Consider the following 23,690-nt stretch of genomic DNA (forward strand, 5'->3'; position numbering starts at 1 on the left):
TTTTATGTAGCTATTTTTAAGCTATTTTGTTTTGAAGAAAAAATAATAGCAAAATAACTTTGAGTTACTTTAACAAGGCAAATTTTAGTTTTAAAATAGGCTAGATAAGTGTGAATTTTGGTTTTGAAAACAAATTTTGGCAAGTCTGTCTTGAATGCATTCATTTTTCTAAAGTTGTGTCCAAGGGCCATTAGTAAAAACTCTAATGTTACTTTTTTTAAACCCTTCATTGTGAATCGATTGAATTTATTATTGCTTTTAAGTTGACCAAAAACTGCTTCTACCTCTATTGGACGTTTACTTCGATGTTTTAGTCCTTTTTCACTCATTAGTAGCTTTCTTGCTTTTTCTTTTAATTCATTTAATCGATGATTGACTGATAAAATTCTATTACCTTTTGCTTGATGACATTGACTTCGTAAAGGACATCCTTGGCATCTTTTGGCTTGATAATATGTAATTTGTGATTCATATCCAGTACTGGTTTCACGTTTTCCTACTCCTGTTTTTTGCATAATTTGCCCCATTGGACAAACATAAAAATCGTGTTCTTCGTTGTAGAATAAGTTTTGAACAAGAAAAGGATTGTTTTTTATCTTTCTTTTTTGTTCTTGATGAAAATAGTTGTATTTAACATAAGCATCAGCCTTTTTTTCTTCAAGCATTTGATAATTTTCTTCACTGCCATAACCTGCATCTGCAACGATTTCCTTGCTCTGTTTTTGATAGGCTTTTTCAAAACCTTCAAGATGAGAACTTAAGGTTGTAGTGTCATTTGTTGTTTGATGAATAGAAACATGTGTAATAAATTGGTTTTCAGTAGATATTTGTGGATTGTAAGCAGGTTTTAATTGACCGTTTTTCATATGATCTTCTTTCATTCTCATAAAGGTAGCTTCGGGATCTGTTTTACTATAGGAGTTCCTGTTTCCCATTGTAACCAAGTCTTTTTCATATTTTTCAAGCTTTGGAAGATGTTCCTCTTGAAGTTTTTGCAATTCTCTTGCCTGTTTTTTGGTAGGTTCTTTGAGTTTTTTATTAAGAATCGAAAGCTTTTCTTTTAAACTTTCTGAATCAATCGATTTTGGTAATTCTTCTATATTTAGTTCTTGATTATCAGATTGAATACTGTTTTCAATAGTTGATAGAATATGATTAATTTTAATTTCTAGTTTTTCTTTATATTTCTCAACGGAACCTCTCCATACAAAAGTATATTTATTAGCTTTGGATTCTATTTTTGTACCATCAATATACTGAATGTCTAAGCTAACATATCCCATTTTTACAAGCATTTTTACTACTTCTGCAAAAAGAGTTTGGATATGATTTTTTAAAACTTTACCCCTAAAATCGTTTATCGTTCTAAAATCAGGAGTCGAGTTGCCCGAAATATACATAAAATGAATGTTCTCCTGAAGTGCTTTTGCAATTTTTCTGCAAGAATATACATTAGATAAATAACTGTAAAACAAAACCTTAATCATCATTCTTGGATGGTAAGCTGAAGTACCACCTCCTTTATATTTTTTCAATATTTCACTTATATCTAACTGATTAACAACTTGTTCCACTAAGTGAACTGGATGGTTTTGCGGTATTCTATCGAAAATATTGATAGGAAATAACTCTGGAGAATTGCCTGTTTGATTTTTAAAAACTATCTTAGCCATTGTGTATTTTTGTCTCAACTCTAAGATACTAATTTTAGAGAAAAAATACAAATAAAAAAGGCTGTCCTTACTTTTTGGACAGCCTCAGGTTTAACAATAGTTATATTAGGCAAATTCAGAAGTAACAAGATTTTTTGAAAAATACTTTAAATAAAAACCTCAATTCATATTAATATAATTGAGGTTTTTTATTTTGTAGTAAAAATTATATGTTTTTATGATTTTTAAATTTGATATTTCTCAACAAGACGCACTTTTCCTATAAAGTATTTTTTTGAATACTTTACGCTGCTAGTTGTGTTTGATTTTTGTAAATTCTTCTTCCTATTTCTTTAGCATTAGCTGTATGTATTCCGAAAAAAATCCAAAGCATTTCACTTTTCTTGGTTCTAGCTTTTATCTTTCGTAAATTATAGTGCTCTTTTTCTTTGCCAAAACTACCTTCTAATCGAGTAGCTCTTTCTTTTTTAATTTCTGAGGCTAGCTTCTTTCTATGCTCTTCGTGTTTTCCAGCTTTTCCTTTTCTAACAAAGTCTGTTTGTATGTTATTTGTGGACGAAAAAGTTCTGTTTTTATTTGTGGCATAAATAGCATCAGCTCCAGTAATTCTTACTTTAGTTTTAGTTAGATTTTGTGCGCAAAATATACTGTTTTGAAATCGAGTTCCTTCGTTAAAGGCACGGTATTCTATATGTTCTATAAAATTGATTCCATCAATTTGAATTTTATTTACTTTTGCTCCAAATTCTACTTGTTTTACTTCTTTACCACGCACAATTGGGCGAATATAACTTTTATTTATGCTAACAATTCTATCGGGAACGCTTTTTCCTGTTGCAAAAATTTTTGATTGTTGTTGGTAAATAAGACGGATTATTCTGCGTTGTTTGCTGTATTTTGTGGTTGGCTCAAAGGAATATTGATTTTCAATTTTACTCAATTCTCCATTAAGTTTATATAATAATTTCAGAAGACCACGAGTCATTTTTGTTCGTTGCTTTGCTGTTTTTTTTCTTTTTCTAGAATACTCATTGTAGCGTTTACACCAATCAATATATTTGGTTCTTGGAAGTTTTATTTTTAAAATGCCACATAATGATTTCATTTGATTGTAATTCCACACAATACATTCCCAAAGTAGTTTCTCATTGGTAGGAAAACGCAACTCACTCTCATAACAAGTGGCATCTATCAAGACTTTGTCTAAATCATTCATATAAGGTAGCCAGCTTTTAGCTAATGTTTCTTGAACTTTTCGAACATCTAATTTTTTGGCTAATTCCATTCTTATTTGGCTAACTATTTTAAAATTTGTAAGCGGGGAATCTAGAGGTAATACAATATCACAAAAGTATTGCATGTAAACATTTCCGTTTAACAACTCGATTAGTTTAGCATCAGAACAACCATAATAGTTTTTTAGCATCATCAAGGCAATCTTACCTTTAGTACTAAAAATGCAATCTGGACCTTTTTTGCACGCTTTCAATTTAAAACTTTGAGAAAGTTCTGAAAAAGGTGTAGCTAGATGAATTTTACCTAAATCAGACTTTAGAAATTGCTCATAAAAAACATTAAAATCTTCATTGATAATATTTAAAGGCAATTTGTGCTGAAATTCACTTATTCGTATTATTTTTGACATACATATTTAAAAGAAAACCCCGTTTTTGACTCTTTTTGAGCATTCTCGGGGTTTATTTCTTCTAAAATACAAATTAAATAACTGATAAGCAAGTATTTATTTAATTGTGAATGTGCCTATATTAGTTCATTCTATTCATTCTCAAACCTCCATTGAAATACCATTTTTATTTCAAAAATAACAAACCATCAAAGTTGTATTAGCGACAACAAAACACAACAACAAGTTTGTATTTTTACACAAAATACAAACAAATAAACATTTCACACTTCATCATACAAAGAAGGCTACCCAAACAAAAAAACAACCCAAAACCAGCATAAACAAAGCAACAAAGCAGCCAAAACGAATTAAAAAAAAAGAAACCAACGAGAAAAAAAACACAAAACAACAACTAAAAATAAAAACACTTTTGTATATTTGACCACAACAACACAAATAAACAACATCATGGCTATAAGCACCACCATACGCATCCATATAGGAGGCGAATTGCTTACACGATTTTCTAAATTGGTGATTCACCAAAAAGTACACACACATCATACTTTTTCAATCCTACAACCCTTACCAAAAGAATTTGTGAGTCAAGCGCTAGATAAATCACAAAGCTACATTGGTCAAAACATAAAAATAGAAATAGCACCTTCCAGTCTAAGAACCACTTCACCGCTACTGTTTCACGGAATCATTACAGAAGCACAAATGATACGAACTTCGGGTGCTGCTGGAGGTATTATCATTAATGGTTATAGCCCAACCATTGCCATGGAAGGTACACCCAAAACACAATCTTTTTCAGACAATTCACTTTCAGATATTATAAAAAAAGTAACAGGCAATTATCCGCAAAGAGAAATACAACCCGCAGTTACTATAAAAAACGATACAACCCTACCCTATATAGTGCAATATAGAGAAAGCGATTTTGGTTTCTTGGCAAGATTGGCACAAAAAAAAGGACAATGGTTTTATCACAATGGTGAAGAATTGGTTTTTGGACAACCCAAATCTAAAAATTTCACCTTAGAATATGGTCGCTCCTTGCACAGTTTCAATATCGAAATGCGCACCAAACCACTTGGTTTTGAATATGTGGGTTATGATGCTAGTAATGCAGAAACACAAAAAGCCAATGCCACCGAAATAAATTACCAACCCGAGGGCTATGCAAAAGTGATGTATGAAAGGTCGAAAAAGCTTTTTCCAGACCATGCCACCATGCTTTATACACACCCTATTGAAGAAGGAAGTGCACGTACCCATTTAATAGATAGAGTAACCACACAATTGCAATCGCGTGCAGCAGACTTAGTTACTGCAAAAGGAGATAGTGATGAAACAGGCTTGCGAATTGGAGATGTTGTTTCCATTCAAGAACCTGCTTTTTCAATGACAGGAAATCTATTAGATGGCTTGCAAGAACAAAATTTTGGAAACTATATAATTACCGATATTACACATGTTTGTGAAGAATCGGGTTCCTATCATAATAGTTTTCAAGCAGTTCCGGAGAGTGTTTTGGCACCACCCTATGGTAATGTACACAATCACCCAACCGCCGATACCCAACCTGCTGTTGTTACAGACAATAATGACCCTGCGGGCTTAGGCCGAGTGCAAGTAACATTTGCTTGGCAAGACGGGAACACCCCTTGGATTCGCATGGTGAACCCACATGCAGGAGGCGGAAAAGGAATGTATTTCATTCCCGAAATTGGTGAAGAAGTATTAGTAGGTTTTGAAGCAGGCAATGCCGAAAAACCTTTTGTGCTTGGAGCCATGTATAATGGTAACGCATCAAGTGCCTATGCCACTTCGGGGAATGACAACAAAGTAATACAAACCAGAAGTGGCACAAAAATAATCATGAATGATGCAGCAGGAAGTGTTTTCATAGAAGATCCAAGTGGAAACACGTGGATGATGGACGGAAAGGGTAATATTAGTGTGAATGCACCGAATGATATTAGTCTAAATGCTGGGAAAAATATTACAATGACTGCGGGTCAAAACATAAGCAGCTTGGCAATTTTAAATATCTCTGAAAGCGCAGGTGCAAACAAAACTACAAATGTTGCAGCATCACATAGCTTGTTTGTGGGAACTGATAGCATGATGAATGTAGGAGGAAAAATGACAGAGATGATTGAGGGAAACAAAGAATCATACATAGAGAAAGACAAGCAAACTGTTGTTAAAGGAGAAAAACAAACACAAGTAAGTGAAAATTATGAAATACACTCTGTATCCGAAATCCATAATAATGCAGCAGAAAAATCAAACTTTTTTTAAGCCATGGAAAAAGAAAAAAACTATGCCAAAATAACCTATATAGGAGGAAACTATATCGAAAACATTAATGGCAAAAAGATTACCTATGCACAAAAGCATCAGGTTATTTCAGATAAAAAAATTGTGCAAACAGCTAAAAATGGAATACTATATAAAGAACCGCAAAGCCCTCCAACAATTTTACCTGCCACTACTACCATTAAAGTTTCTTTAAATCTTTTTTTCGATGGTACACAAAATAACAAAACCAATACCGAGGAAAAAATAAAGAAAACAGACGCATACAAGAAGGTAGGCAACAAAAAAAACGACAGCTATGAAAACGATTTTAGCAATGTAGCCCGTGGTTATAATGCAGTTAACCCTAATGCAGAAAATCAAGTATGTAAATACATAGAAGGTATTGGCACCGTAGATGAAGACAGTGATTATATTTCTAAAGGGGTTATATTAGGAGAAGGAGAAACTGGCATAAAAGCAAAAGTAGCCAAAGGTTGTATAGAAGGTGCCAAGGCATTGAGCGCATATGCAGGAAAAGACATAGAACTTGTTGTAAACGTTTTTGGTTTTAGCAGGGGTGCAGCAGCAGCTAGGCATTTTTTGCATGTGGCTACAAATGCAGCCCAAACCAAAAAAAGCAAAAAAGAAGGCTTTGTAATTGCCTTGCCGCCTAGTAAGTACTTGGATAGAGATAAAAACAAAAATGAAACAGTATCGCAAAATCCCGAAATTGAGATAAAAGAAAACCATGCACTACTTGCCTATGGCTATTTTGGAGCGTGTTTAAAAAAATATAATGTTATCCCAAAAAAAATTAGTTTCAAGTTTGCAGGACTCTATGACACCGTAGCTTCTTTTGGGTCGAACCACAGAGGAGGCTGGGGCATTGATAACGATACGGTGCAATTGGGTCTAGATGCTGTTAAAAAAGTCCATTTTGTATTGCATTTGGCAGCTGTAGACGAACACAGAGACAATTTCGATTTAACCAATATTGATAGTGCAGGTCTAAATGGACTTCAAATGAATTTACCAGGGGTGCATTCCGACATTGGTGGTTGCTATGTGAACAATCAAGTGGAAAATATAATTTTGCTAGCGCTATATGCTGAAAAATTTTGCAAAACCTTTGCTAGCATTATAGAAAATGACGGTTGGTATGCTAAGAATCAATTAGCAATTAAAAAAGAAACAAAAACACTATATGACCTAATTGGAACAAGAACACTACACAACACCTACGATAAAATTGCGCTAGAAACCGTTATTCACTATTCTAAAGAAACAGCAGGGGTTGAGTATTTAAATAATAAAGTAAAGATTATGAATGTTCAAAACACCAACGATGCCTTTTTAATAAATGCAAACAAACAACTCACTGCCTATAAAAATGCCTGCAACGAACTCCGCAACCAATATGTGCGAAAAGAAATAAATGACAATAATTACCTTCTGCGCTTAGCACAAATTGATTATAAAGACTATATAAAACCCGAAGATTTAAAAAAACTGCGCAATCGCTATTTTCATTGGTCTGCACAGCAAAGCATGGGGCTAAAACCAAGAATTAATTATCCTGCGACAGCAGAACAACGAACAAGAAACATACAAAATGGATAAACTAAAAAAACTACTTAAACATGCCTTGTGCATTATTATTATTATTAGTAACCTAACCCAATGTCAAAATACTAAAGAAGTGAATAAAAAATTCTATATAAAAAGCGCAAGCCCGGACGATGTGGCAATGTGCAGTGTGCTCCCCTTAGAAGCTGTTGTCTATACGCTAGAAGGCGAAGCAAGTTTTCCTTTTGGCAGTTCTGGAGGAAGATGGGGAGAATCTGGAAAAGGAGAGGGCGCGCAATGGGGCACCCCTATTGGTGCCAAAATAACCTATTATGCCGAGTTTGAGGGTAAATTCTACCATATCGATTTTCGCATGCCCCAAGACAGTATTCTAAACTATATGGAGCGTGCCTACCCGCGCTGGGACGATCTTGAGGCACCCACACAAGAATATAAAAATATAGGCAGAGGGTTTGAAGCACGAACAGATGGAGGGGTTTATGAAAGCTTTTCCGATTTAATTTTTGGTTTTGCTCCAGAAGGCATGCTGGTGGTTTGGTTGCGTTTTGGCACAACCCAAATAGAAGTGGGGCGCTACCAAGCTACAGTAATTACAGACCCCGCAGCAATTGAAAAAAACAGATTAAAAGTAGTCGCTTTTTATGGTTGCCATGAGAGTTATTTTTACGTGGCACAAAAAGAAAACTACAACCCCAATTTGTCTTCAAAACCCTGGGACAATTACCGCACACGCTATTCTTGGCGCCCTGTAATTGTTTCTGAAGATCCTAAACACAGACTCATGGAAACCATTTTTTATTATTATAATGGCGAAACCGAAATGGCTTTCCGTCCCTATGTTACAACGCCAACACACAGACAACGTGCACTACCTAAAGAATTAGTAGTCTTTTGGGAAACAGGAAAAACCAAAAATGAAAAATTCCAAGCTAGAGCCTTTTTTAATTGGGAAAAAGCCAACGAAATTTTCCAACAAGCAGGTAGCAATAGCGATTTAGAAATAAAAATCACCAATAACAACACCACAATAGAATTGTATCTTAATGGTACCCCTATACCCACCGATAGCACCAGAGTATATCTTTGGGAAGGAGAATATAGAGACTCCTATTAAGAGTAAAGAGTAAAGAGTAAAGAGTAAAAAATAACATGCCAACACACACTGCTCACACAGCAATTGCTTTAATTATGGCTATTCACAAAAAAGCAAAAAACCTTTCTATTACTGTTGTGTCTGATTATAATTTGGTGGTTGGAGGAAAATTAGAAAAAATAAGCAGTCAACATAATATAGAAGCTATCGACGGAAATTTGAACTTAATCTCTAATAAAAAAATAGTATCCGATGGGAACAAACATTAGTTTTGGAGATTATGCACCACCACCGCCTCCAAAAGGGACAATTAATATTCGTATAGGTGTGTTTTTTGATGGCACACAGAATAATAGAAGTAATTCTAGAGCAGGTGGTAATGACCCTAATTATACTGCCATTACCGACAAAGAAAAAAAAGCCTTCAAGAAAATGTCTAATAAAGATGACGACAGTTACATGAATGATTTATCTAATGTAGCAAGAAAAGAACTATGGTATAAAAAAGATAGTTATACAGAAAGTGTTTATGTTGAAGGGATAGGTACAGACGATTTAGAAGAAGACTCAGACGATTTAACCAACCATCTAGGAGTAGCTTTTGGTGCCGGTTCGCAAGGTGTTGTCGCTAAAGTAGAAAAAGGATGTGAATTAATTGCAAAAAAAGTCGAATCATTAAGTGGAAAAGATGATGTTAATGTTTTAACACTCGATGTGTATGGTTTTAGTCGTGGAGCAGCTGCCGCAAGGCATTTTGTGTACTTAATGTCTTTAAAAAAATCGAAACTTCAACTAGGAAGCCCTACAAACTCTTTAGGAAAAGAGCTAGAAAAAAGAAACAAAAAAATAGCATTGGTTAAAGTTCGCTTTCTAGGCTTGTATGACACTGTTTCGTCTTATGATCCAAATGCTAATAATTATACTAGAAATCCCGATTATACTAATGACGTAGCCGAACTAAACCTAAATACCATAACACACGCAAAAAAGATTATTCATTTTTGTGCAGCTGATGAACACCGTAAAAACTTTATGCTAACGCCCACTAAAACAGCAGGTGGCACAGATTATTATTTACCGGGAGTTCATTCCGATGTCGGGGGATGTTATACCGACAACATGGAAGAAAAAAATGTTCAAATAATGGACATAGACAATACTTGGAACACCCATTATACAGACAAAGAATATAAAGCTATTTTAAACAACGATTTAAAAAACCTAATAGAACAAGGATGGTTCAAAAAGGAAGAAGTAGTAACACCCAATTATGCATTAGAAACCTATATTAATAGAAAAAACATTCGCAATACCTATAGTTTTGTAACTTTATATTTAATGGCAGAAAAAACCAATAAAGAATATACCAATACTATTGATATGGCTAAATTAGAAACCAAACATATAATTCCTGAAGGAAAAGATCAAGACGGTTTATCGCTACTGGATTTAAAAGCACGTTTATGGGGCTATATAAACGATAACGAACCCCAAATGAAATATTATACCAATAAAGAAATTGAAGTTTTTAGAGCCAAACACACCGCAAAAGAAATAACCACAACCGAGTTTAACCGCATTGTGAAAGACCACAACATGCTGCTGGTGTTGCGCAACAAATACATTCACTGGAATTCTAATTTTGATAGTACCGTTGGGGCTTACGAACCAAATTATAGGATACAAAACAATATGATTCTTAGAACACGATTAAAAGAACCTAACTCATGAAAACAACAATAATACACTTATTTTTATTTACACTCCTACTAACCTCTTGCCAAAACACCCCTATGAAAAAATACGAATGGATACCTACCTCAAATGCTCCTGAACTATACCCTACCTATATTCACGATGGTCATTTATACTTAGAAGACGGCAATAGGGTTTATATACCTGGTTCAGGTGTAAATAAAAACGGCTGGGGCAATAGTGGTCCTTTTCACTCGCAAGGAGAAAATTTAAAAGCCGTTCCTGTAAAACTAGCTATTACTTGGGCAGCATATAAAGAAAACAAATTTTATACAGGTAGCTGGGATTTACCCGTAGCGCGAATTAAAGAATTATTTGAAAAAGGAACGATTGGCTGGAGAACCAATCTTCCATCTACCTATTCTGAAGTTAGAGTAGGTTGTGCACCTGGTGGTGTAGTGGTAGTATGGCTGTATGGAGACGACCAGCAAATAGAAATAGCGCGTTTTCAAGCAGAAGAAACACAAATTGCTATGAAAGATTTTGTACCAGACAATCCTATAATATCTCAAAATGAATTTTTTAAAATAATGGGGGAATTATCTCCAGAAGCAGAAGAATTATATAAAACCAAAGGCATTCAATATGATATTTGGGATATTTATCGCAAAAAATACGAGTGGAGAACAAGAATTGAAATTCCTAATTTTAATCTTTTAAATATTGGAATAGAAATGTTTAATGGAGAAGAAGAAACACTATTTAATGAAACAGTAAAAGAAAACTCCTTTAAAGAAAGAGCTGTACCTCGTTTATTAGACTATATAATACAAGATAAAAATGGAAAGAAAACAGTTTTCCAATTCAAATACTTAGACGAAGAAGAAATATTCAGTTTATTTAAACAAGTAGATACCTCAAAACCTATAGAAATTGTATTGCGAATGAACGAAGATTTAAGCAATCGTAAATTAATTTTTAAACAAGAGGATAAAGAATATCCTATTACAAAAATAGATTTAGACAATATGTGGGAATATAAAAATTAATAGGTTGAGAATTACAATCCTTATATATCTATTCTTTTTAAGTTTGGCTTCTTGCCATAAAAAAGTTATGAAAAAATACGAATGGATACCTACCTCAAATGCTCCTGAACTATACCCTACCTATATTCACGATGGTCATTTATACTTAGAAGACGGCAATAGGGTTTATATACCTGGTTCAGGTGTAAATAAAAACGGCTGGGGCAATAGTGGTCCTTTTCACTCGCAAGGAGAAAATTTAAAAGCCGTTCCTGTAAAACTAGCTATTACTTGGGCAGCATATAAAGAAAACAAATTTTATACAGGCAGCTGGGATTTACCCGTAGCGCGAATTAAAGAATTATTTGAAAAAGGAACGATTGGCTGGAGAACCAATCTTCCATCTACCTATTCTGAAGTTAGAGTAGGTTGTGCACCTGGTGGTGTAGTGGTAGTATGGCTGTATGGAGACGACCAGCAAATAGAAATAGCGCGTTTTCAAGCAGAAGAAACACAAATTGCTATGAAAGATTTTGTACCAGGTAATCCTACAATATCTCAAAATGAATTTTTTAAAATAATGGGGGAATTATCTCCAGAAGCAGAAAAATTATATAAAACCAAAGGCATTCAATATGATATTTGGGATATTTATCGCAAAAAATACAAGTGGAGAACAAGAATAGAAATTCCTAATCATTCTTTTGAAAGAATTATTATAAAAATGTTTAACGGTGAAGAAGAAACACTATTTAACGGTGTTGATACACAAAATGATTTCAAAGAAAGAGCTATTCCTAATTTCATTTCCTTTGTTTACAGAGACAGCGCAGGAAAAGATACCGTTTTTGAAGTAGAAAACGTTGACGAAGAAGAAATATTCAGTTTATTTAAACAAGTAGATGCCTCAAAACCTATAGAAATTGTATTGCGAATGAATGAAGATTTAAGCAATCGTAGGCTAATTTTCAAACAAGGAGATAGAGAAATCCCAATCACAAAAATAGATGTAGATAATATGTGGGAATATAAAAAATAACATGCTAACACACACTGCTCACACAGCAATTATTTTTTCACCTTTGGTGGTTTGCACAATCGCTACAGAATAATAATGAATAGATGACCCTTTTCAAGGCACTACTCTAAAAAAAACAAACCACATTATAACAAGGTATTTACTACCTTTGTTACCATGTGGTTAAATTCACTATCTGCATTGGCTCAAAGCCCATGTTCCCCATCCTAGTACTTTTCTTTTTGAAAACCCCAGTCACGAAGCTCTTGTTTGTAGGTATCTGGATAATTCGCTTTTAAAAGATTAATAATGGCATTCAATCCTTTTACTAAATTCTTTTTCAGTTCGTTCTTATCCCCTACTTTCACCGAAACCTGACCGTCTATTTGTGAAGCCTGCCCCACAAAAGTATCGTACTGAGTGGCTATTGGTGTCCAAAAAGCCAATCCATATTGCTTGTCTTCAAAGCCGTGTGCAGACAAAGCCTCCAACAACAATTGTAAAGCTGCAATACGTTTGTTTTGATCCGTAGGAAAAACATACTTTTTCCCTTTATGTTCAATACCAAAAGCAGCATAATAACTCGTTGCATTTTCTTTGGTATATTTATCTGTAATATACCCCTTCACATAAGACAACGCATTATCTATTTGATTGTCTAAGGTTCTCAACGATTGAGTCAACTGTGGTCTAGTAGCCCCTTTTTGCAACCTAATGGCTAAAATCGTGTTATAACTATTAGCCTGTGTTTGAAATTGCGCAACCGTTAGCCAGCGCAAAGTAGCCCATTCATTTGCCAACCACTTCTCACTCACTTTGGTTACCACAGTACCAAAATTAATATCCGCAACCGGTAGGCTTCTTTTTCTTTGCGGCTTTCCATTTCCTAAATTCGATGTTGTTTTCATAATGCTTAAAATTTAAATTATTATTTTAATACAAAAAGAACAAACCACATGCCAATTTTGTAGCCTTAATATTAAAAAAATGAAATTTTATACTTATTTTATGATTTTTACCCTATTTAATGTTAAAAAACACAAAAAAACAAACCCTGCAGTATCAAAAAACTATAGTAACCCACTATGATGCACTGTGCATTAGAGCACCCTCCTATAGTAACCCACTATGATGCACTGTGCATTAGAGCACCCTACTATAGTAACCTACTATGAAGCACTGTGCATTAGAGCACCCTACTATAGTAACCTACTATGATGCACTGTGCATCAGGGCACCCTCCTATAGTAACCCACTATGTTGCACTGTGCAACAGGGCACCCTCCTATAGTAAATATGTTAATGCACTTGCAATGAATTTGTCATTTTTAAACCGCAACAAGAAAAACCAATGCTTTTACCATACCAATGCTTAAAGTAAGTTAAACATACATAAGATTTTTTTGATGATTTGTAAGCGAAAAAATGATATATTTGAAAAGTGTTATTTTATAGTGCCTATACACCCAAAATTGGGTAGCTATGCTCAACTATTTTACAAAATACTGAGCATATAAATAAGTTAGCAGCAAGATTAGATATAGAATACTCAAAAAATGAAGCAACAAACAGAAGAACAAATTGATATTTTCACAAAACTATTTATTAATTGGGAACTTGACACTTGGGCCAATATTCTTGAAGTTGTTGGGTTCACAATAGCCGTTATAGCTTTCATAATTGGATTAATAATTAAATCTGAAATTAAAAAACTTAAAACTGATTTATTATTTGAAAAAAGAATCAAAAAACACTTGACGAATCTTACAAGTTCAGCATCTAAGTTGAATGTTTTTTTAAATGACTATAACAATAATAAATCTGAAATCAAAACTGAACTTGGAATTTGCATAACAGAATTGCAGGATTTGGTAACTAAAATTAGTTGTAAAGAAAGTTTAAAAGCTAGAAAATTAATTCGTTTTACGAAAAGTAGGCGTAATAAAAAATTTGCCGATGAAAGAGAAGACGACGATTCTACTCTTAAACATTTTTTGACAAAGCACATCCATAGAATATATGAAACAAACTACGATGATATTTGGATAATCTATGATGGAATTTTAGAGGTTCTGAGACAGATGGAAAACATTAAAGAAAATAAAAACAAAGGAAAAATATGAGTACAAGGGATTATGTTAGATTCGTATCTAAGTTAAATAGAGAAACTAAAGAAAATAAAATAAAATGGCAAAAAAGTACTTCCCCAGTAAAATCTCTTATTGGGTCTGAAACTCTTATTGATTTTGTCTATACCACAAATGTTGTTGATAAAATTATTAGACTTTTTAAATTTAAAGAAAAGCATTACAATGATGAAGATATTTATGATTGGGTAGAAAATTATAAACTAGAATTTATAGATATGACAGGTAATTCAATCTATACATTACCAGCTGACAGATCAATTCCAGATTTATATGAAACTGTTAGGTACAAAACATCTGGAATTGAGTCTTTTTTTGATAGTTATCTATCAGATGACGAATAAAATCCTGCTGCTAACAGCTAAGGTTTCGTTGCGTGCGAAGCACGAACAATGAAACCGTGGTTGAACGGAACCTATTATATTCCAATACTATGGGGTTTTCGTTATGTTTTTAGAAGGAATTTCAAGAGACATGTGAGCCTCTTTTTTTTGGAGTCAACATTAGTCGTTTTTTTTGAGTGATTTCCTTCACTGATGTATATAAATACCCTTACCCATAAAGTTAACTTTTACAGGAATTTGAGTTTTAGCTACCGCCAATGAATGATAAAAAATGCATTTAAAAAAGTTTTTAGTGAAGCTTAAATCCGCTATTTTTACTTCAATTTATAACACAAAGTAAAATAAACGGAGGTTTTAAGACAAACTGACGTTGTGTAATATACTAAAAAAGAATGCTTCATATTTTAATGTATATAATCTATTTTTTCGTTGGAATTATTATTCCATTAGTAATATCATATTTGATATATAGATGGTTTAAAAAGAAGCACAGTTGGTTTGGATTCAAAATTTTAGCTATAATCCCTGCTATAATTGGAATTTATATTGTATCTCAAGACATTTATATCTCTACAACATTCTCCGATAAGGAATACCGAGATGATTTTCAATTGATAACAGGCAATTCATTTCCAATTGATGGAAAATACATTTATCGCGTTGCCTCTTTTCACAATTATTCTATGCAATACAATTCAGCAGCCTTGATTGAGTTTGATAACTCAAGTTATTTCAAGAATATTTTGGTGGACAACGGATTCTCCCCTTCCAACCAATTCGTTAAATCAAAAGAACTGATTAAAGTTGAAAAAAAAATGAACGATATAAACTATGAACAAATATTAATCAAGCGAATTCAGAACCAACAATATTATTTTGCGGGATTTTTAAACGATGGAAAATCGATAGTTTTTGCAAGTACAAATCAGTGGAGATAAAGTACATCACACAACAATGGTAACTGCAAGCGTAAAGGCAAAAATTTCGAAGATAAAATGCTCTATGTAATATAAGTAACAGAAAATTCAAAATTAAAATTAGTACTTTGTTATATAGAATAATTTTAAAAATAGAAAATATGAAAAAGGTTATAATGATTTTGGTAATTCAATTAAGTTTTCTTACTGCATGTAACAAAGATGATGTATTGGTTTCTTTAAGCGACCAAGAAAAATCTGATTTAATTTTTTTGAGAGAAGAGGAAAAGTTAGCGAGAGATGTTTATATCTATTCTTATAATAAGTATGGACAGAATATTTTTAACACTATTTCAAATAGTGAACAGTCACATATGAATAATGCTTTGAGACTAATAAATAAATATGGATTGACAGACCCTATAACTGATAATTCATATGGTGTGTTTTCAAATAGCGAATTACAGACGCTTTATAATGAATTAACAGCTAAATCTGATATTTCACTTAATGAAGCATTAAAAGTGGGTGCAAACATAGAAGATTTGGACATTAATGATATTAAGATATTTAAAAGTCATACAACCAATGCGGATTTAATCAATGCTTATGATAAACTTAGTTGTGGTTCAAGAAACCATATGCGAAGTTTCGTTGGACAGTTAGGAACTTATACACCCGCTTATATTAGTCAAACAGAATATGATGCTATAATTAACTCTTCAAATGAACAATGTGGTCAATAATTCACAAACAACTTATGCCTTTAAAAACAGAAAAGGATAGATAACGACAGTAGGTAACAGCGATAACTGTTGCACAACTATCATTTTCAAAATAAAGCTCCAAAAAGCATAAAATTTTCACCTCGTTTAAGCACTTTTAAGCGAGGTTTATTTTTAAAATTAAGTTAACACAAAAATTACAAGGTCATATTTAGAGTTACAGCAATATATACTTATGTAAATACTAAAACTTAGAACAAATAAAAGCCCATTTAATGATTTGTAAGCGAAAAGCTATATATTTGAAACACGCTTTTATAGCATCTATACCCTAAAAAAGATAAATTGACACTATAACGTAGGGTATTAAATGAGTTATAAAACATTTTTAAAAATATGAATTTTAAAAAAACACTTATAATTATTATATGTTTGGCACCAATTATAATTCATTTAATTGGGTGTAAAAATTTACATATAGTCAATAAGAATGCTATCGAAATTCCTTTTGAATTGACGGAATATAATAACATTAAGATTAAAGCTATACTTAATGAAACAGATACATTAAACTTAAAATTTGACTCAGGTACCACAGGTCTTTTGTTAACACACAAAGCGATAAAGGAAAAAACTAATTTGCTAAAAAATAACGGAGAAGATAGTATCACCGAAAACTATGTTAAATTAAAAAACCTTTCTTCATTGCAAATTGGAGCTTTAAAGTGGAATGATTTGGAAATATACCCCGTAGAACATTCAGGTCAAGGAACTGACGGTAGATTTGGTTGGGATTTATTTAAAGATAAAATAATATCTATTGATTATGACAAAAGCCTTTTGACTGTTCATGAACAAATGCCAGATATAACAAGTTACACAAGATCTTCTCTAGAAAAAACAGAAACATTATTTTGTATTAACGGGGTAATTAAACATAAAAATAAAACTTATAAAAGTCGTTTTCTATTTGATACAGGCTACCAAAGAGCCTTATTGTTAGACAAAGATATTTTGCAAGAACAATCATTTCCTAAGGATTTAAAAATAATCAAAACAAATCAATTAAGAAATGGTGCTGGTGAAATTTTTATAACTAAAGTAGTAGAACTACCCTCATTATTTATAGGCGAGCAATCCGTTTCTGAATTTCCAGCTCAAATCCTTAACAGAGAAAATCCAGCAGGCTTTAAAACTCATATTTTAGGAAATGAGTTGATGAAAAGATTTAATACTATTTTAGATTTTAGAACTAATTACATCTATCTGAAAAAAAACAGTTTATTTGAATTAAAATATGCTGATGAATCTTAAAGTAAAAGCTTTACAACAACATTAAACCACTCATACGCTGAATGTCTATTAAGAATATTACAACCTTACAAAATTGGATTGGCAGTTTATCTGCAATTTGGTTAATCTTCTATCCAATATTTTACCCTTTTGCTGTATTAGTAAACATTATAATTCCTGTAGTTGGAATTTTATTTGCATTAAAGCATCAAGGGAAAGTTGGCATTGATTCTAGAAAATGGAACAATACGTCTATTCCCAAAATTAATTCTGCTATTCTATTTCCATCATTCGCATTAATTTTAAGAGCACTGATTGATATTAAAATCTTAGGATTCAAAAACATTTTAATCTATGCATTACTAATTAGTGTTCCTTTAATAATAGTCTTATTTTATGGAACAAAAGAATATCTAATTAGAAAAAATATTTTTACTGGAATGATCTGGGGAATAATCTTCCTATTCACTTTTGGTTGTGGAACAGCAATTTGGACGAATGTATTACTTGACAACTCAGAGCCTGAATTTTATAGGTCAAAAATCATAAATAAAGAGATTGAAGAAAGAAAAACAACAGCCTACAGAATTGATTTTGAACCTTGGGGTCCAATTTTAGAAAATGACTTACTGAGAGTTTCTAAAAAAGAATTTGACAACCTAAAAGTAAACGACTCAATTGAATTAGAATTAAGAAAAGGATTTTTAAAAACTAAATGGGTTATAAAAAAATAACGTTGTATAGCCGTTTGTAACAATTGCTAGGCTCGGTTTGTATTTGGAATTTTATTTTACCACTTCGTACTTTGTGCACATGTCTCCGAATTTTCTAAAATAAGTTTATATTTGTTATGGCTTGGTATTAGTTCACACCACTACACGTAGCCGAAAAACATTGTGTTTAATACAAGAAAACAAACAAAATCAATGAACAAACTACTAATTGCAATAACAACTTTAATTTTATTGGGTTGCAATACCGAAATCAATAAGGAGAAAGGAAACAATGAGAACAAACAAAATTATGAGACAGAAATAAATGGAAAGATTAGGGTTTTAAACTTCGGAACTGCTCATTTAAGCCAAACGTCAGACGCAAATTCTTCCCAAATCAATTTGAATGACCCCAATGAAAAAGCTGACTTAAAAAAGCTCGTTGAAAAAATCGTTAAATTTAAACCTACTATTATTTGCATTGAGTTGGAACCTAAAAACAATGACTATATAGCTTCTATCTATTCTGAATATGTAAAAGATCAAAACAAAAGATTAAATTACTCGGACGAATTAAATTCCATCGGACTAGAAGTGGCAAGGTTGAGTGGTTCAAATCGAATATATGGAATTGATAGCCAAACAGGGTTTGATTACCCAAGTTTGGTCGAGATTGCTAATAAAAAAGTCGCTGACAGTCTTTATATTTCTCAAGTTATGGATAACTACCAAAGGGTTAATGCTTTGAAATTTAAAGAACAATTTAAAACGATCAATACGAGAAGTTATAAAATGGAAACATTTAACCTATACAATTTCTTAGCAACACAACATACCAAAGGAAATCAGGAAGGAGTTGATGAAATTACTAAATTCTACCAACGGAATTTAAAAATGTTCAGCAATTTTAATGACATAAAAATGACCGAAAATGACCGTGTCTTTATCCTTTTAGGAGCAACACACACCGCCTATTTTGACGTATTTTTGGAGAATAACCCAAAATTTCAATTAGAAGATCCGAATAAATATACTGATTATTAAAAGTACTGAGCACAACAACGTGAGAAGTTCATTATATACTTTTGTAATAGCGACAAACAAAAAGTACAGTACTTAAACTACTGGATTGAATGTAAATGTGGGATTTCTATAAAAAACTACCATTAAAAACCAAAGTTAATGCATCAATTCATATTGTTTTCTATAGGTATTATCATCTTCCGTGTGTAGTTCGAGGAGTCAATAGACAAAGCAAAGCATGGCAATACTTCGTATGTTCGTCTTCGGTTGTGTCATTGAATAATCAAAAATATAAGAATATATATATTGGATTTGCTTCTTTTTTAAAGCATAAATCTGTTATTTTTACTTTATTATGTATAACAAATTAGAATAAACGGAGGTTTTTAGATGAACTGATGTTTGATATTAATTTAGAACTTCGAAAAATGACTGAAAAACTAAATAAGGCAATAGAATTAAGAAATCAAAAAAACTATTATGAATCAGAAAGAATTCTGAAAGAATTAATTATTGATTACCCAAATAATGCTCAAATCTATTATCATTATGCTTGGCTTTGTGATAATATGGAAAGGGAAATTGAAGCTAAACCAAAATATGAAAAAGCACTTGAACTAGGCTTAAACGGTGAGGATTTAAAAGGCTGTTACCTTGGCCTAAGTAGTACTTATAGATGCATTGGTGAATATGAAAATTCTATAACTCTCTTAAACAGAGCTATTGAAGAGTTCCCATCTAATAATGAATATAAAGTTTTTAAAGCCATGAGTCTATATAATACAGCCAACCACAAAGAAGCTATGAAATTATTATTGAATGTTATTGCAATGACAAGTAATGATCTTGGCGTTCAAGAGTACCAAAAAGCAATTGCCTATTATTCGGATAAACTAGATAAAAAATTCATTTAATGAAATTACCATTATATCAAATCGATGCATTTACCGACAAAATATTCGGTGGTAATCCGGCATGTATCGTACCACTTGAAAGATGGTTACCAAACGATATTCTTCTAAAAATTACAAAAGAAAATGCTGTTGCTGAAACTGCTTTTTTTGTGGATAAAGGTGATAAAATACATTTACGCTGGTTTACTCCCGAAATTGAAATGGACTTGTGTGGACATGCTACGCTTGCAACAGCTCATTGTTTAAAAACAATTTTGAATTACAAAAAAGATAAAATAATCTTTGAAACCTTAAGTGGAGATATAACAGTCATAGTAGAAAATGATTTCTATTATTTAGACCTCCCATCAAGAATGCCAATTAAAAGTAGTTTACCTGAAAACATCTCAAAATCATTAAACATTCAACCAAAAGAAGTTTTAAAATCAAGAGATTATTTATTATTATATGATTCTGAGGAAGACGTAAAAAACATAACTATTAACCGTCATTTTTTTGACGAAATAAACCTTGATCCAGGTGGCGTTATTGTTACTGCTAAAGGTGTAGATTGCGATTTTGTATCTCGTTTTTTTACTCCACAAGCATCAATTTTAGAAGATCCTGTGACAGGTTCGGCACATTGTTCATTAATACCTTTTTGGGCAAGTCGTCTATATAAAAATGAGCTTACAGCTTCACAAATTTCGGAACGCATTGGAAAACTAAATTGTAAAAACAAGAAGAATCGTGTCATAATTAGCGGAAAAGCTAGAACATACTCAATAGGATATTTATGGACAGAATAAAAACTAATGCTAACAACAAAAGTTAATGCATCAATTCATATTGTTTTCTATAGGTATTATCATCATTCCGTGTGTAGTTCGAGGAGTCAATAGACAAAGCAAAGCATGGCAATACTTCGTATGTTCGTCTTCGGTTGTGTCATTGAACACTTTAAAAAACAAGGATATATACTTGGAATCGTTTCTTTTTTTTAAAGATAAAACTGTTATTTTTACTTTATTATGTATAACAAATTAGAATAAACGGAAGTTTTTAGATGAACTGATGTTAATATCATTTAAAACAAACAACAACATGAACCGACTTATATTAACAATAACAAAATTGGCTCTTTTTATTATAGCTATATCATGTAACGATTTAGGTAGTGCAACAAACAATAAAACCTTGGCAAATGATTCATCGAAAAAAAAATTAATCTTAAAAGAAAAAACTTCCTTTTTATCAAGGTATCCTTTGTTAACTTGGGCTAGAAAAACCCCTGTTGAAATAGGTTGTATGCTAGAAAACGAATTTTCTTATCGAGATACTATCTTTAATTGTAATTATAAAAATTATGTAAACAATGGCGATCCTTGTAAAAATACTGATGAATATTATGAAGGAATAAATTTCCCCGTTGAATTAGCATCAAAAGTGAATTCTCTGATTGAGAACATAAATCTTAAATTTGAACACGGTAATCTTCAGGAGATATCAATCACTTTTAAAGACAGTTTGTTAAAAAATGAAATTAAACAAATGTTTGATTTGCCTGTAACAACACAAGATTTTCCAGATAATGTTATGAATATTCAATATGGAGAAAATGTGCTTTCAAACGAAAAGCCTATCAACCCAAACTATACTAAATGGCTAACAATTACAGTATTTGAACACATGGGGGCTGGTGATGTGGATTGTGATTAAAGACAATCCAAATTGCAAAAAACAAAAAGGAGACAGAATTAGAAAATATACGAGAAAAAGGGAGAAAAACAACACAAAAGAAAGAATGAACGATTTGAATAAATATATTTCGAATTATCAAGATCAACTGAAAAAAGGAGATATTTTAATTGCTTATAATGAGTTAGTGAAATTCGTTATGAATATCAGAACCGAATGCATCAAAACACTTTCAGACCAATATTCATTTGCTGGAATTCTTCACGGATATTTGGACTATACCTATTTCTACTATTCCAATGATTTTTTAAAAAGTAAAAAACTAAAATTCGGACTTGTTTTGAATCACGTGGAAATGAGATTTGAGGTTTGGCTACTTGGCAACACAAAACCAATTCAAGAAAAATATTGGGTGTTAACCAAAAATAGTAAATGGAATAAGAATAAAGATATAATGCCAGAATACTCAATACTTGAAGTGTCTTTGGTTGAAAATCCCGACTTTAATAATCTGCAGAAACTCACAGCACAAATAACAACAGAAATGATTAAAACTTCGGAAGAAATACTGAATTATCTTAAAACCATAACAGGGATTATACCCCGTTAATTTTAAAAAAAAATGAAACTGTATAAGAAAATTTTGATACTTTATAGAAAAATAATAATATATTTGAGGAAACAAAAAAGTAAAATATACTTTCGTTTATACTTCCAAAACCGCTAATTGACACTACTGAGTATTGGATGCAAACAAATTGAAAACAATTGGCTAGGCAAGGCTAAAATATAAACAATAGATTCAAAAATAATTATCAAAATGAAAAGTATATTTTTATTCATCTGTAGTTTTTTGATGGCACATAACACTTTGTATTCTCAAAATATAGCGGATTTGAGCAATGACAAATTAGAACTTAATAACGTTTTAAACACTTTTATGAGTAGTTTAAAAACAAAAGACAGTATTAGTCTTTATGATTTATTCTATGACGGCAATGTTACTTGGGTTGGAGTCTATAAAGACAAAACACAACAAAAAAGGCTCGAAAAAGATTCAAGTTTATTAAACTATAAAGTTTCTGATTACAAATCTTGGTTTAGAAGCACTACCAAAGGAGCTCTTAAAGAAGAAAAATTCTATAATGTTAACATTGATACAGATGGACATATTGCTTCTATTACTTTTGATTTCAGTTTTTGGGCAGGAGAAAAAAAGGGTTTATGGGGAAAAGAATCTTGGGGACTTGTAAAAATTAAAGACAAATGGAAAATTACTAGTGTTATCTTTTCTATGGAACAAGAGAATATTTTTCCTGAACCTAAACGAGAATAATACTCGGCTCTTATGTTAACTACAACCAAAAAACGTATCAAATAACAAACCCAATTTAAAATCTAAAAATGAAACAATGCTTAAAATCATTTTTAATTATAATCTTATTTTTATCTATTATAAGTTGTTTAGGACCAGGTTTGCAAGATTTTTCTACAGAGCTAAGTAATAATTATTCCATAAACAGAACTTCACCCCATAATATAATGATTACACCAAAAGATGGATGGAATAATAAAATTGCCATTATACCAACAAAAGTATTAAAGGTAAATATTTATAACAATTTTATAATTGCTGAAAGACAAGGATTAAAAAAACGTTCTCCAGATGACACTCAAGATAATTATGAAATTCCAGACGAGAAAATTAAAGATTATTGGATTTTAAACACAGCCAAAAATTACGTATTAGGGAATTTAAAATTTTCAACTTTTCAAAAAAAACTTGATTCATTGAATATTCCTAAAAATATCAAATTGATTGATGTTTATGATTATTATTAAAAAGTTAGTAACGAAGGTTTATTAATCAGTTCTTATTTTTTTCTAGTAGTTTACATAATAA

General features: G+C 31.8%; 23 protein-coding genes. 20 read left to right on the plus strand and 3 right to left on the minus strand.

Features of this window, described 5'->3' with window-relative positions:
* Window positions 1-2: 2 nt before the first annotated feature.
* Together ACZ49Z_RS00545 and ACZ49Z_RS00550 are read right to left on the minus strand one after the other, a co-directional pair.
* The gene (locus tag ACZ49Z_RS00545; protein WP_464304835.1) at window positions 3-1,673 is read right to left on the minus strand and encodes an IS1182 family transposase; all 1,671 of its coding nucleotides are present in this window, start codon (window positions 1,671-1,673) and stop codon (window positions 3-5) included.
* A 283-nt stretch (window positions 1,674-1,956) separates the two neighbouring features.
* Window positions 1,957-3,318, minus strand: a complete 1,362-nt coding sequence (locus ACZ49Z_RS00550; protein ID WP_464304430.1) for a transposase family protein — start codon at window positions 3,316-3,318, stop codon at window positions 1,957-1,959.
* 450 nt (window positions 3,319-3,768) lie between these two features.
* Here ACZ49Z_RS00550 and ACZ49Z_RS00555 point away from each other — a divergent pair, with 450 nt between their 5' ends.
* The 7 genes from ACZ49Z_RS00555 to ACZ49Z_RS00585 all read left to right on the plus strand — a co-directional run bounded on the left by ACZ49Z_RS00555 (window position 3,769) and on the right by ACZ49Z_RS00585 (window position 12,055).
* Window positions 3,769-5,613, plus strand: a complete 1,845-nt coding sequence (locus ACZ49Z_RS00555; protein WP_464306262.1) for a type VI secretion system Vgr family protein — start codon at window positions 3,769-3,771, stop codon at window positions 5,611-5,613.
* 3 nt (window positions 5,614-5,616) lie between these two features.
* Window positions 5,617-7,233, plus strand: a complete 1,617-nt coding sequence (locus ACZ49Z_RS00560) for a phospholipase effector Tle1 domain-containing protein (RefSeq protein WP_464306263.1) — start codon at window positions 5,617-5,619, stop codon at window positions 7,231-7,233.
* The gene (locus ACZ49Z_RS00565) at window positions 7,226-8,314 is read left to right on the plus strand and encodes a DUF2931 family protein (RefSeq protein ID WP_464306264.1); all 1,089 of its coding nucleotides are present in this window, start codon (window positions 7,226-7,228) and stop codon (window positions 8,312-8,314) included. The genes ACZ49Z_RS00560 and ACZ49Z_RS00565 overlap by 8 nt, the downstream gene beginning before the upstream one ends.
* Before the next feature lie 35 nt (window positions 8,315-8,349).
* Window positions 8,350-8,562, plus strand: a complete 213-nt coding sequence (locus ACZ49Z_RS00570) for a hypothetical protein (protein ID WP_464306265.1) — start codon at window positions 8,350-8,352, stop codon at window positions 8,560-8,562.
* Window positions 8,546-10,024 (plus strand): T6SS phospholipase effector Tle1-like catalytic domain-containing protein, encoded by a 1,479-nt coding sequence (locus ACZ49Z_RS00575; protein WP_464306266.1) that lies wholly within the window; start codon window positions 8,546-8,548, stop codon window positions 10,022-10,024. Before ACZ49Z_RS00570 ends, ACZ49Z_RS00575 begins: the two co-directional genes overlap by 17 nt.
* Window positions 10,025-10,086: 62 nt before the next feature.
* On the plus strand, window positions 10,087-11,037 hold the full coding sequence (locus tag ACZ49Z_RS00580; RefSeq protein ID WP_464306267.1) for a DUF2931 family protein: 951 nt from the start codon (window positions 10,087-10,089) through the stop codon (window positions 11,035-11,037).
* A 67-nt stretch (window positions 11,038-11,104) separates the two neighbouring features.
* Window positions 11,105-12,055 carry a DUF2931 family protein gene (locus ACZ49Z_RS00585; RefSeq protein WP_464306268.1) on the plus strand — a complete coding sequence of 317 codons (951 nt, stop codon included), beginning with the start codon at window positions 11,105-11,107 and terminating at the stop codon, window positions 12,053-12,055.
* 206 nt (window positions 12,056-12,261) lie between these two features.
* Here the strand turns inward: ACZ49Z_RS00585 and ACZ49Z_RS00590 are convergent, their stop codons facing one another.
* Entirely contained in the window at window positions 12,262-12,942 is a 681-nt protein-coding gene (locus ACZ49Z_RS00590; RefSeq protein WP_464306269.1) for a hypothetical protein, read from the minus strand.
* Window positions 12,943-13,590: 648 nt separating this feature from the next.
* On the opposite strand from ACZ49Z_RS00590, the gene ACZ49Z_RS00595 reads away from it, so the two are divergent.
* The 13 genes from ACZ49Z_RS00595 to ACZ49Z_RS00655 all read left to right on the plus strand — a co-directional run bounded on the left by ACZ49Z_RS00595 (window position 13,591) and on the right by ACZ49Z_RS00655 (window position 23,629).
* Window positions 13,591-14,157, plus strand: coding sequence for a hypothetical protein (locus tag ACZ49Z_RS00595; protein ID WP_464306270.1), 567 nt, complete (start codon window positions 13,591-13,593; stop codon window positions 14,155-14,157).
* The gene (locus ACZ49Z_RS00600; RefSeq protein WP_464306271.1) at window positions 14,154-14,525 is read left to right on the plus strand and encodes a hypothetical protein; all 372 of its coding nucleotides are present in this window, start codon (window positions 14,154-14,156) and stop codon (window positions 14,523-14,525) included. The genes ACZ49Z_RS00595 and ACZ49Z_RS00600 overlap by 4 nt, the downstream gene beginning before the upstream one ends.
* Before the next feature lie 392 nt (window positions 14,526-14,917).
* A complete protein-coding gene (locus ACZ49Z_RS00605) occupies window positions 14,918-15,463 on the plus strand; it encodes a hypothetical protein (protein WP_464306272.1) in 546 nt (181 codons plus the stop codon).
* 140 nt (window positions 15,464-15,603) lie between these two features.
* Window positions 15,604-16,188, plus strand: coding sequence for a DUF2202 domain-containing protein (locus ACZ49Z_RS00610; RefSeq protein WP_464306273.1), 585 nt, complete (start codon window positions 15,604-15,606; stop codon window positions 16,186-16,188).
* A gap of 375 nt (window positions 16,189-16,563) precedes the next feature.
* Window positions 16,564-17,481 carry a hypothetical protein gene (locus tag ACZ49Z_RS00615; RefSeq protein WP_464306274.1) on the plus strand — a complete coding sequence of 306 codons (918 nt, stop codon included), beginning with the start codon at window positions 16,564-16,566 and terminating at the stop codon, window positions 17,479-17,481.
* A gap of 41 nt (window positions 17,482-17,522) precedes the next feature.
* Window positions 17,523-18,194 carry a hypothetical protein gene (locus ACZ49Z_RS00620; RefSeq protein WP_464306275.1) on the plus strand — a complete coding sequence of 224 codons (672 nt, stop codon included), beginning with the start codon at window positions 17,523-17,525 and terminating at the stop codon, window positions 18,192-18,194.
* A 192-nt stretch (window positions 18,195-18,386) separates the two neighbouring features.
* Entirely contained in the window at window positions 18,387-19,217 is an 831-nt protein-coding gene (locus ACZ49Z_RS00625; RefSeq protein ID WP_464306276.1) for a DUF5694 domain-containing protein, read from the plus strand.
* Between the two features lie 407 nt (window positions 19,218-19,624).
* Window positions 19,625-20,110 (plus strand): tetratricopeptide repeat protein, encoded by a 486-nt coding sequence (locus tag ACZ49Z_RS00630; RefSeq protein WP_464306277.1) that lies wholly within the window; start codon window positions 19,625-19,627, stop codon window positions 20,108-20,110.
* The gene (locus ACZ49Z_RS00635) at window positions 20,110-20,898 is read left to right on the plus strand and encodes a PhzF family phenazine biosynthesis protein (protein ID WP_464306278.1); all 789 of its coding nucleotides are present in this window, start codon (window positions 20,110-20,112) and stop codon (window positions 20,896-20,898) included. Before ACZ49Z_RS00630 ends, ACZ49Z_RS00635 begins: the two co-directional genes overlap by 1 nt.
* A gap of 295 nt (window positions 20,899-21,193) precedes the next feature.
* Entirely contained in the window at window positions 21,194-21,808 is a 615-nt protein-coding gene (locus ACZ49Z_RS00640) for a hypothetical protein (RefSeq protein ID WP_464306279.1), read from the plus strand.
* A complete protein-coding gene (locus tag ACZ49Z_RS00645) occupies window positions 21,771-22,397 on the plus strand; it encodes a DUF7000 family protein (RefSeq protein ID WP_464306280.1) in 627 nt (208 codons plus the stop codon). The genes ACZ49Z_RS00640 and ACZ49Z_RS00645 overlap by 38 nt, the downstream gene beginning before the upstream one ends.
* 210 nt (window positions 22,398-22,607) lie before the next feature.
* On the plus strand, window positions 22,608-23,123 hold the full coding sequence (locus ACZ49Z_RS00650; protein WP_464306281.1) for a hypothetical protein: 516 nt from the start codon (window positions 22,608-22,610) through the stop codon (window positions 23,121-23,123).
* Window positions 23,124-23,191: 68 nt separating this feature from the next.
* Window positions 23,192-23,629, plus strand: a complete 438-nt coding sequence (locus tag ACZ49Z_RS00655) for a DUF3997 domain-containing protein (protein ID WP_464306282.1) — start codon at window positions 23,192-23,194, stop codon at window positions 23,627-23,629.
* Window positions 23,630-23,690: the final 61 nt, after the last annotated feature.

It is taken from the genome of Flavobacterium sp. KY-23415, from assembly GCF_055384985.1.

Coding starts and splice junctions, on each gene's coding strand:
- ACZ49Z_RS00545 (WP_464304835.1), bottom strand. CDS start 1,673: ATGGCTAAGATAGTTTTTAAAAATCAAACAGGCAATTCTCCAGAGTTA.
- ACZ49Z_RS00550 (WP_464304430.1), bottom strand. CDS start 3,318: ATGTCAAAAATAATACGAATAAGTGAATTTCAGCACAAATTGCCTTTA.
- ACZ49Z_RS00555 (WP_464306262.1), top strand. CDS start 3,769: ATGGCTATAAGCACCACCATACGCATCCATATAGGAGGCGAATTGCTT.
- ACZ49Z_RS00560 (WP_464306263.1), top strand. CDS start 5,617: ATGGAAAAAGAAAAAAACTATGCCAAAATAACCTATATAGGAGGAAAC.
- ACZ49Z_RS00565 (WP_464306264.1), top strand. CDS start 7,226: ATGGATAAACTAAAAAAACTACTTAAACATGCCTTGTGCATTATTATT.
- ACZ49Z_RS00570 (WP_464306265.1), top strand. CDS start 8,350: ATGCCAACACACACTGCTCACACAGCAATTGCTTTAATTATGGCTATT.
- ACZ49Z_RS00575 (WP_464306266.1), top strand. CDS start 8,546: ATGGGAACAAACATTAGTTTTGGAGATTATGCACCACCACCGCCTCCA.
- ACZ49Z_RS00580 (WP_464306267.1), top strand. CDS start 10,087: ATGAAAAAATACGAATGGATACCTACCTCAAATGCTCCTGAACTATAC.
- ACZ49Z_RS00585 (WP_464306268.1), top strand. CDS start 11,105: ATGAAAAAATACGAATGGATACCTACCTCAAATGCTCCTGAACTATAC.
- ACZ49Z_RS00590 (WP_464306269.1), bottom strand. CDS start 12,942: ATGAAAACAACATCGAATTTAGGAAATGGAAAGCCGCAAAGAAAAAGA.
- ACZ49Z_RS00595 (WP_464306270.1), top strand. CDS start 13,591: ATGAAGCAACAAACAGAAGAACAAATTGATATTTTCACAAAACTATTT.
- ACZ49Z_RS00600 (WP_464306271.1), top strand. CDS start 14,154: ATGAGTACAAGGGATTATGTTAGATTCGTATCTAAGTTAAATAGAGAA.
- ACZ49Z_RS00605 (WP_464306272.1), top strand. CDS start 14,918: ATGCTTCATATTTTAATGTATATAATCTATTTTTTCGTTGGAATTATT.
- ACZ49Z_RS00610 (WP_464306273.1), top strand. CDS start 15,604: ATGAAAAAGGTTATAATGATTTTGGTAATTCAATTAAGTTTTCTTACT.
- ACZ49Z_RS00615 (WP_464306274.1), top strand. CDS start 16,564: ATGAATTTTAAAAAAACACTTATAATTATTATATGTTTGGCACCAATT.
- ACZ49Z_RS00620 (WP_464306275.1), top strand. CDS start 17,523: ATGTCTATTAAGAATATTACAACCTTACAAAATTGGATTGGCAGTTTA.
- ACZ49Z_RS00625 (WP_464306276.1), top strand. CDS start 18,387: ATGAACAAACTACTAATTGCAATAACAACTTTAATTTTATTGGGTTGC.
- ACZ49Z_RS00630 (WP_464306277.1), top strand. CDS start 19,625: ATGACTGAAAAACTAAATAAGGCAATAGAATTAAGAAATCAAAAAAAC.
- ACZ49Z_RS00635 (WP_464306278.1), top strand. CDS start 20,110: ATGAAATTACCATTATATCAAATCGATGCATTTACCGACAAAATATTC.
- ACZ49Z_RS00640 (WP_464306279.1), top strand. CDS start 21,194: ATGAACCGACTTATATTAACAATAACAAAATTGGCTCTTTTTATTATA.
- ACZ49Z_RS00650 (WP_464306281.1), top strand. CDS start 22,608: ATGAAAAGTATATTTTTATTCATCTGTAGTTTTTTGATGGCACATAAC.
- ACZ49Z_RS00655 (WP_464306282.1), top strand. CDS start 23,192: ATGAAACAATGCTTAAAATCATTTTTAATTATAATCTTATTTTTATCT.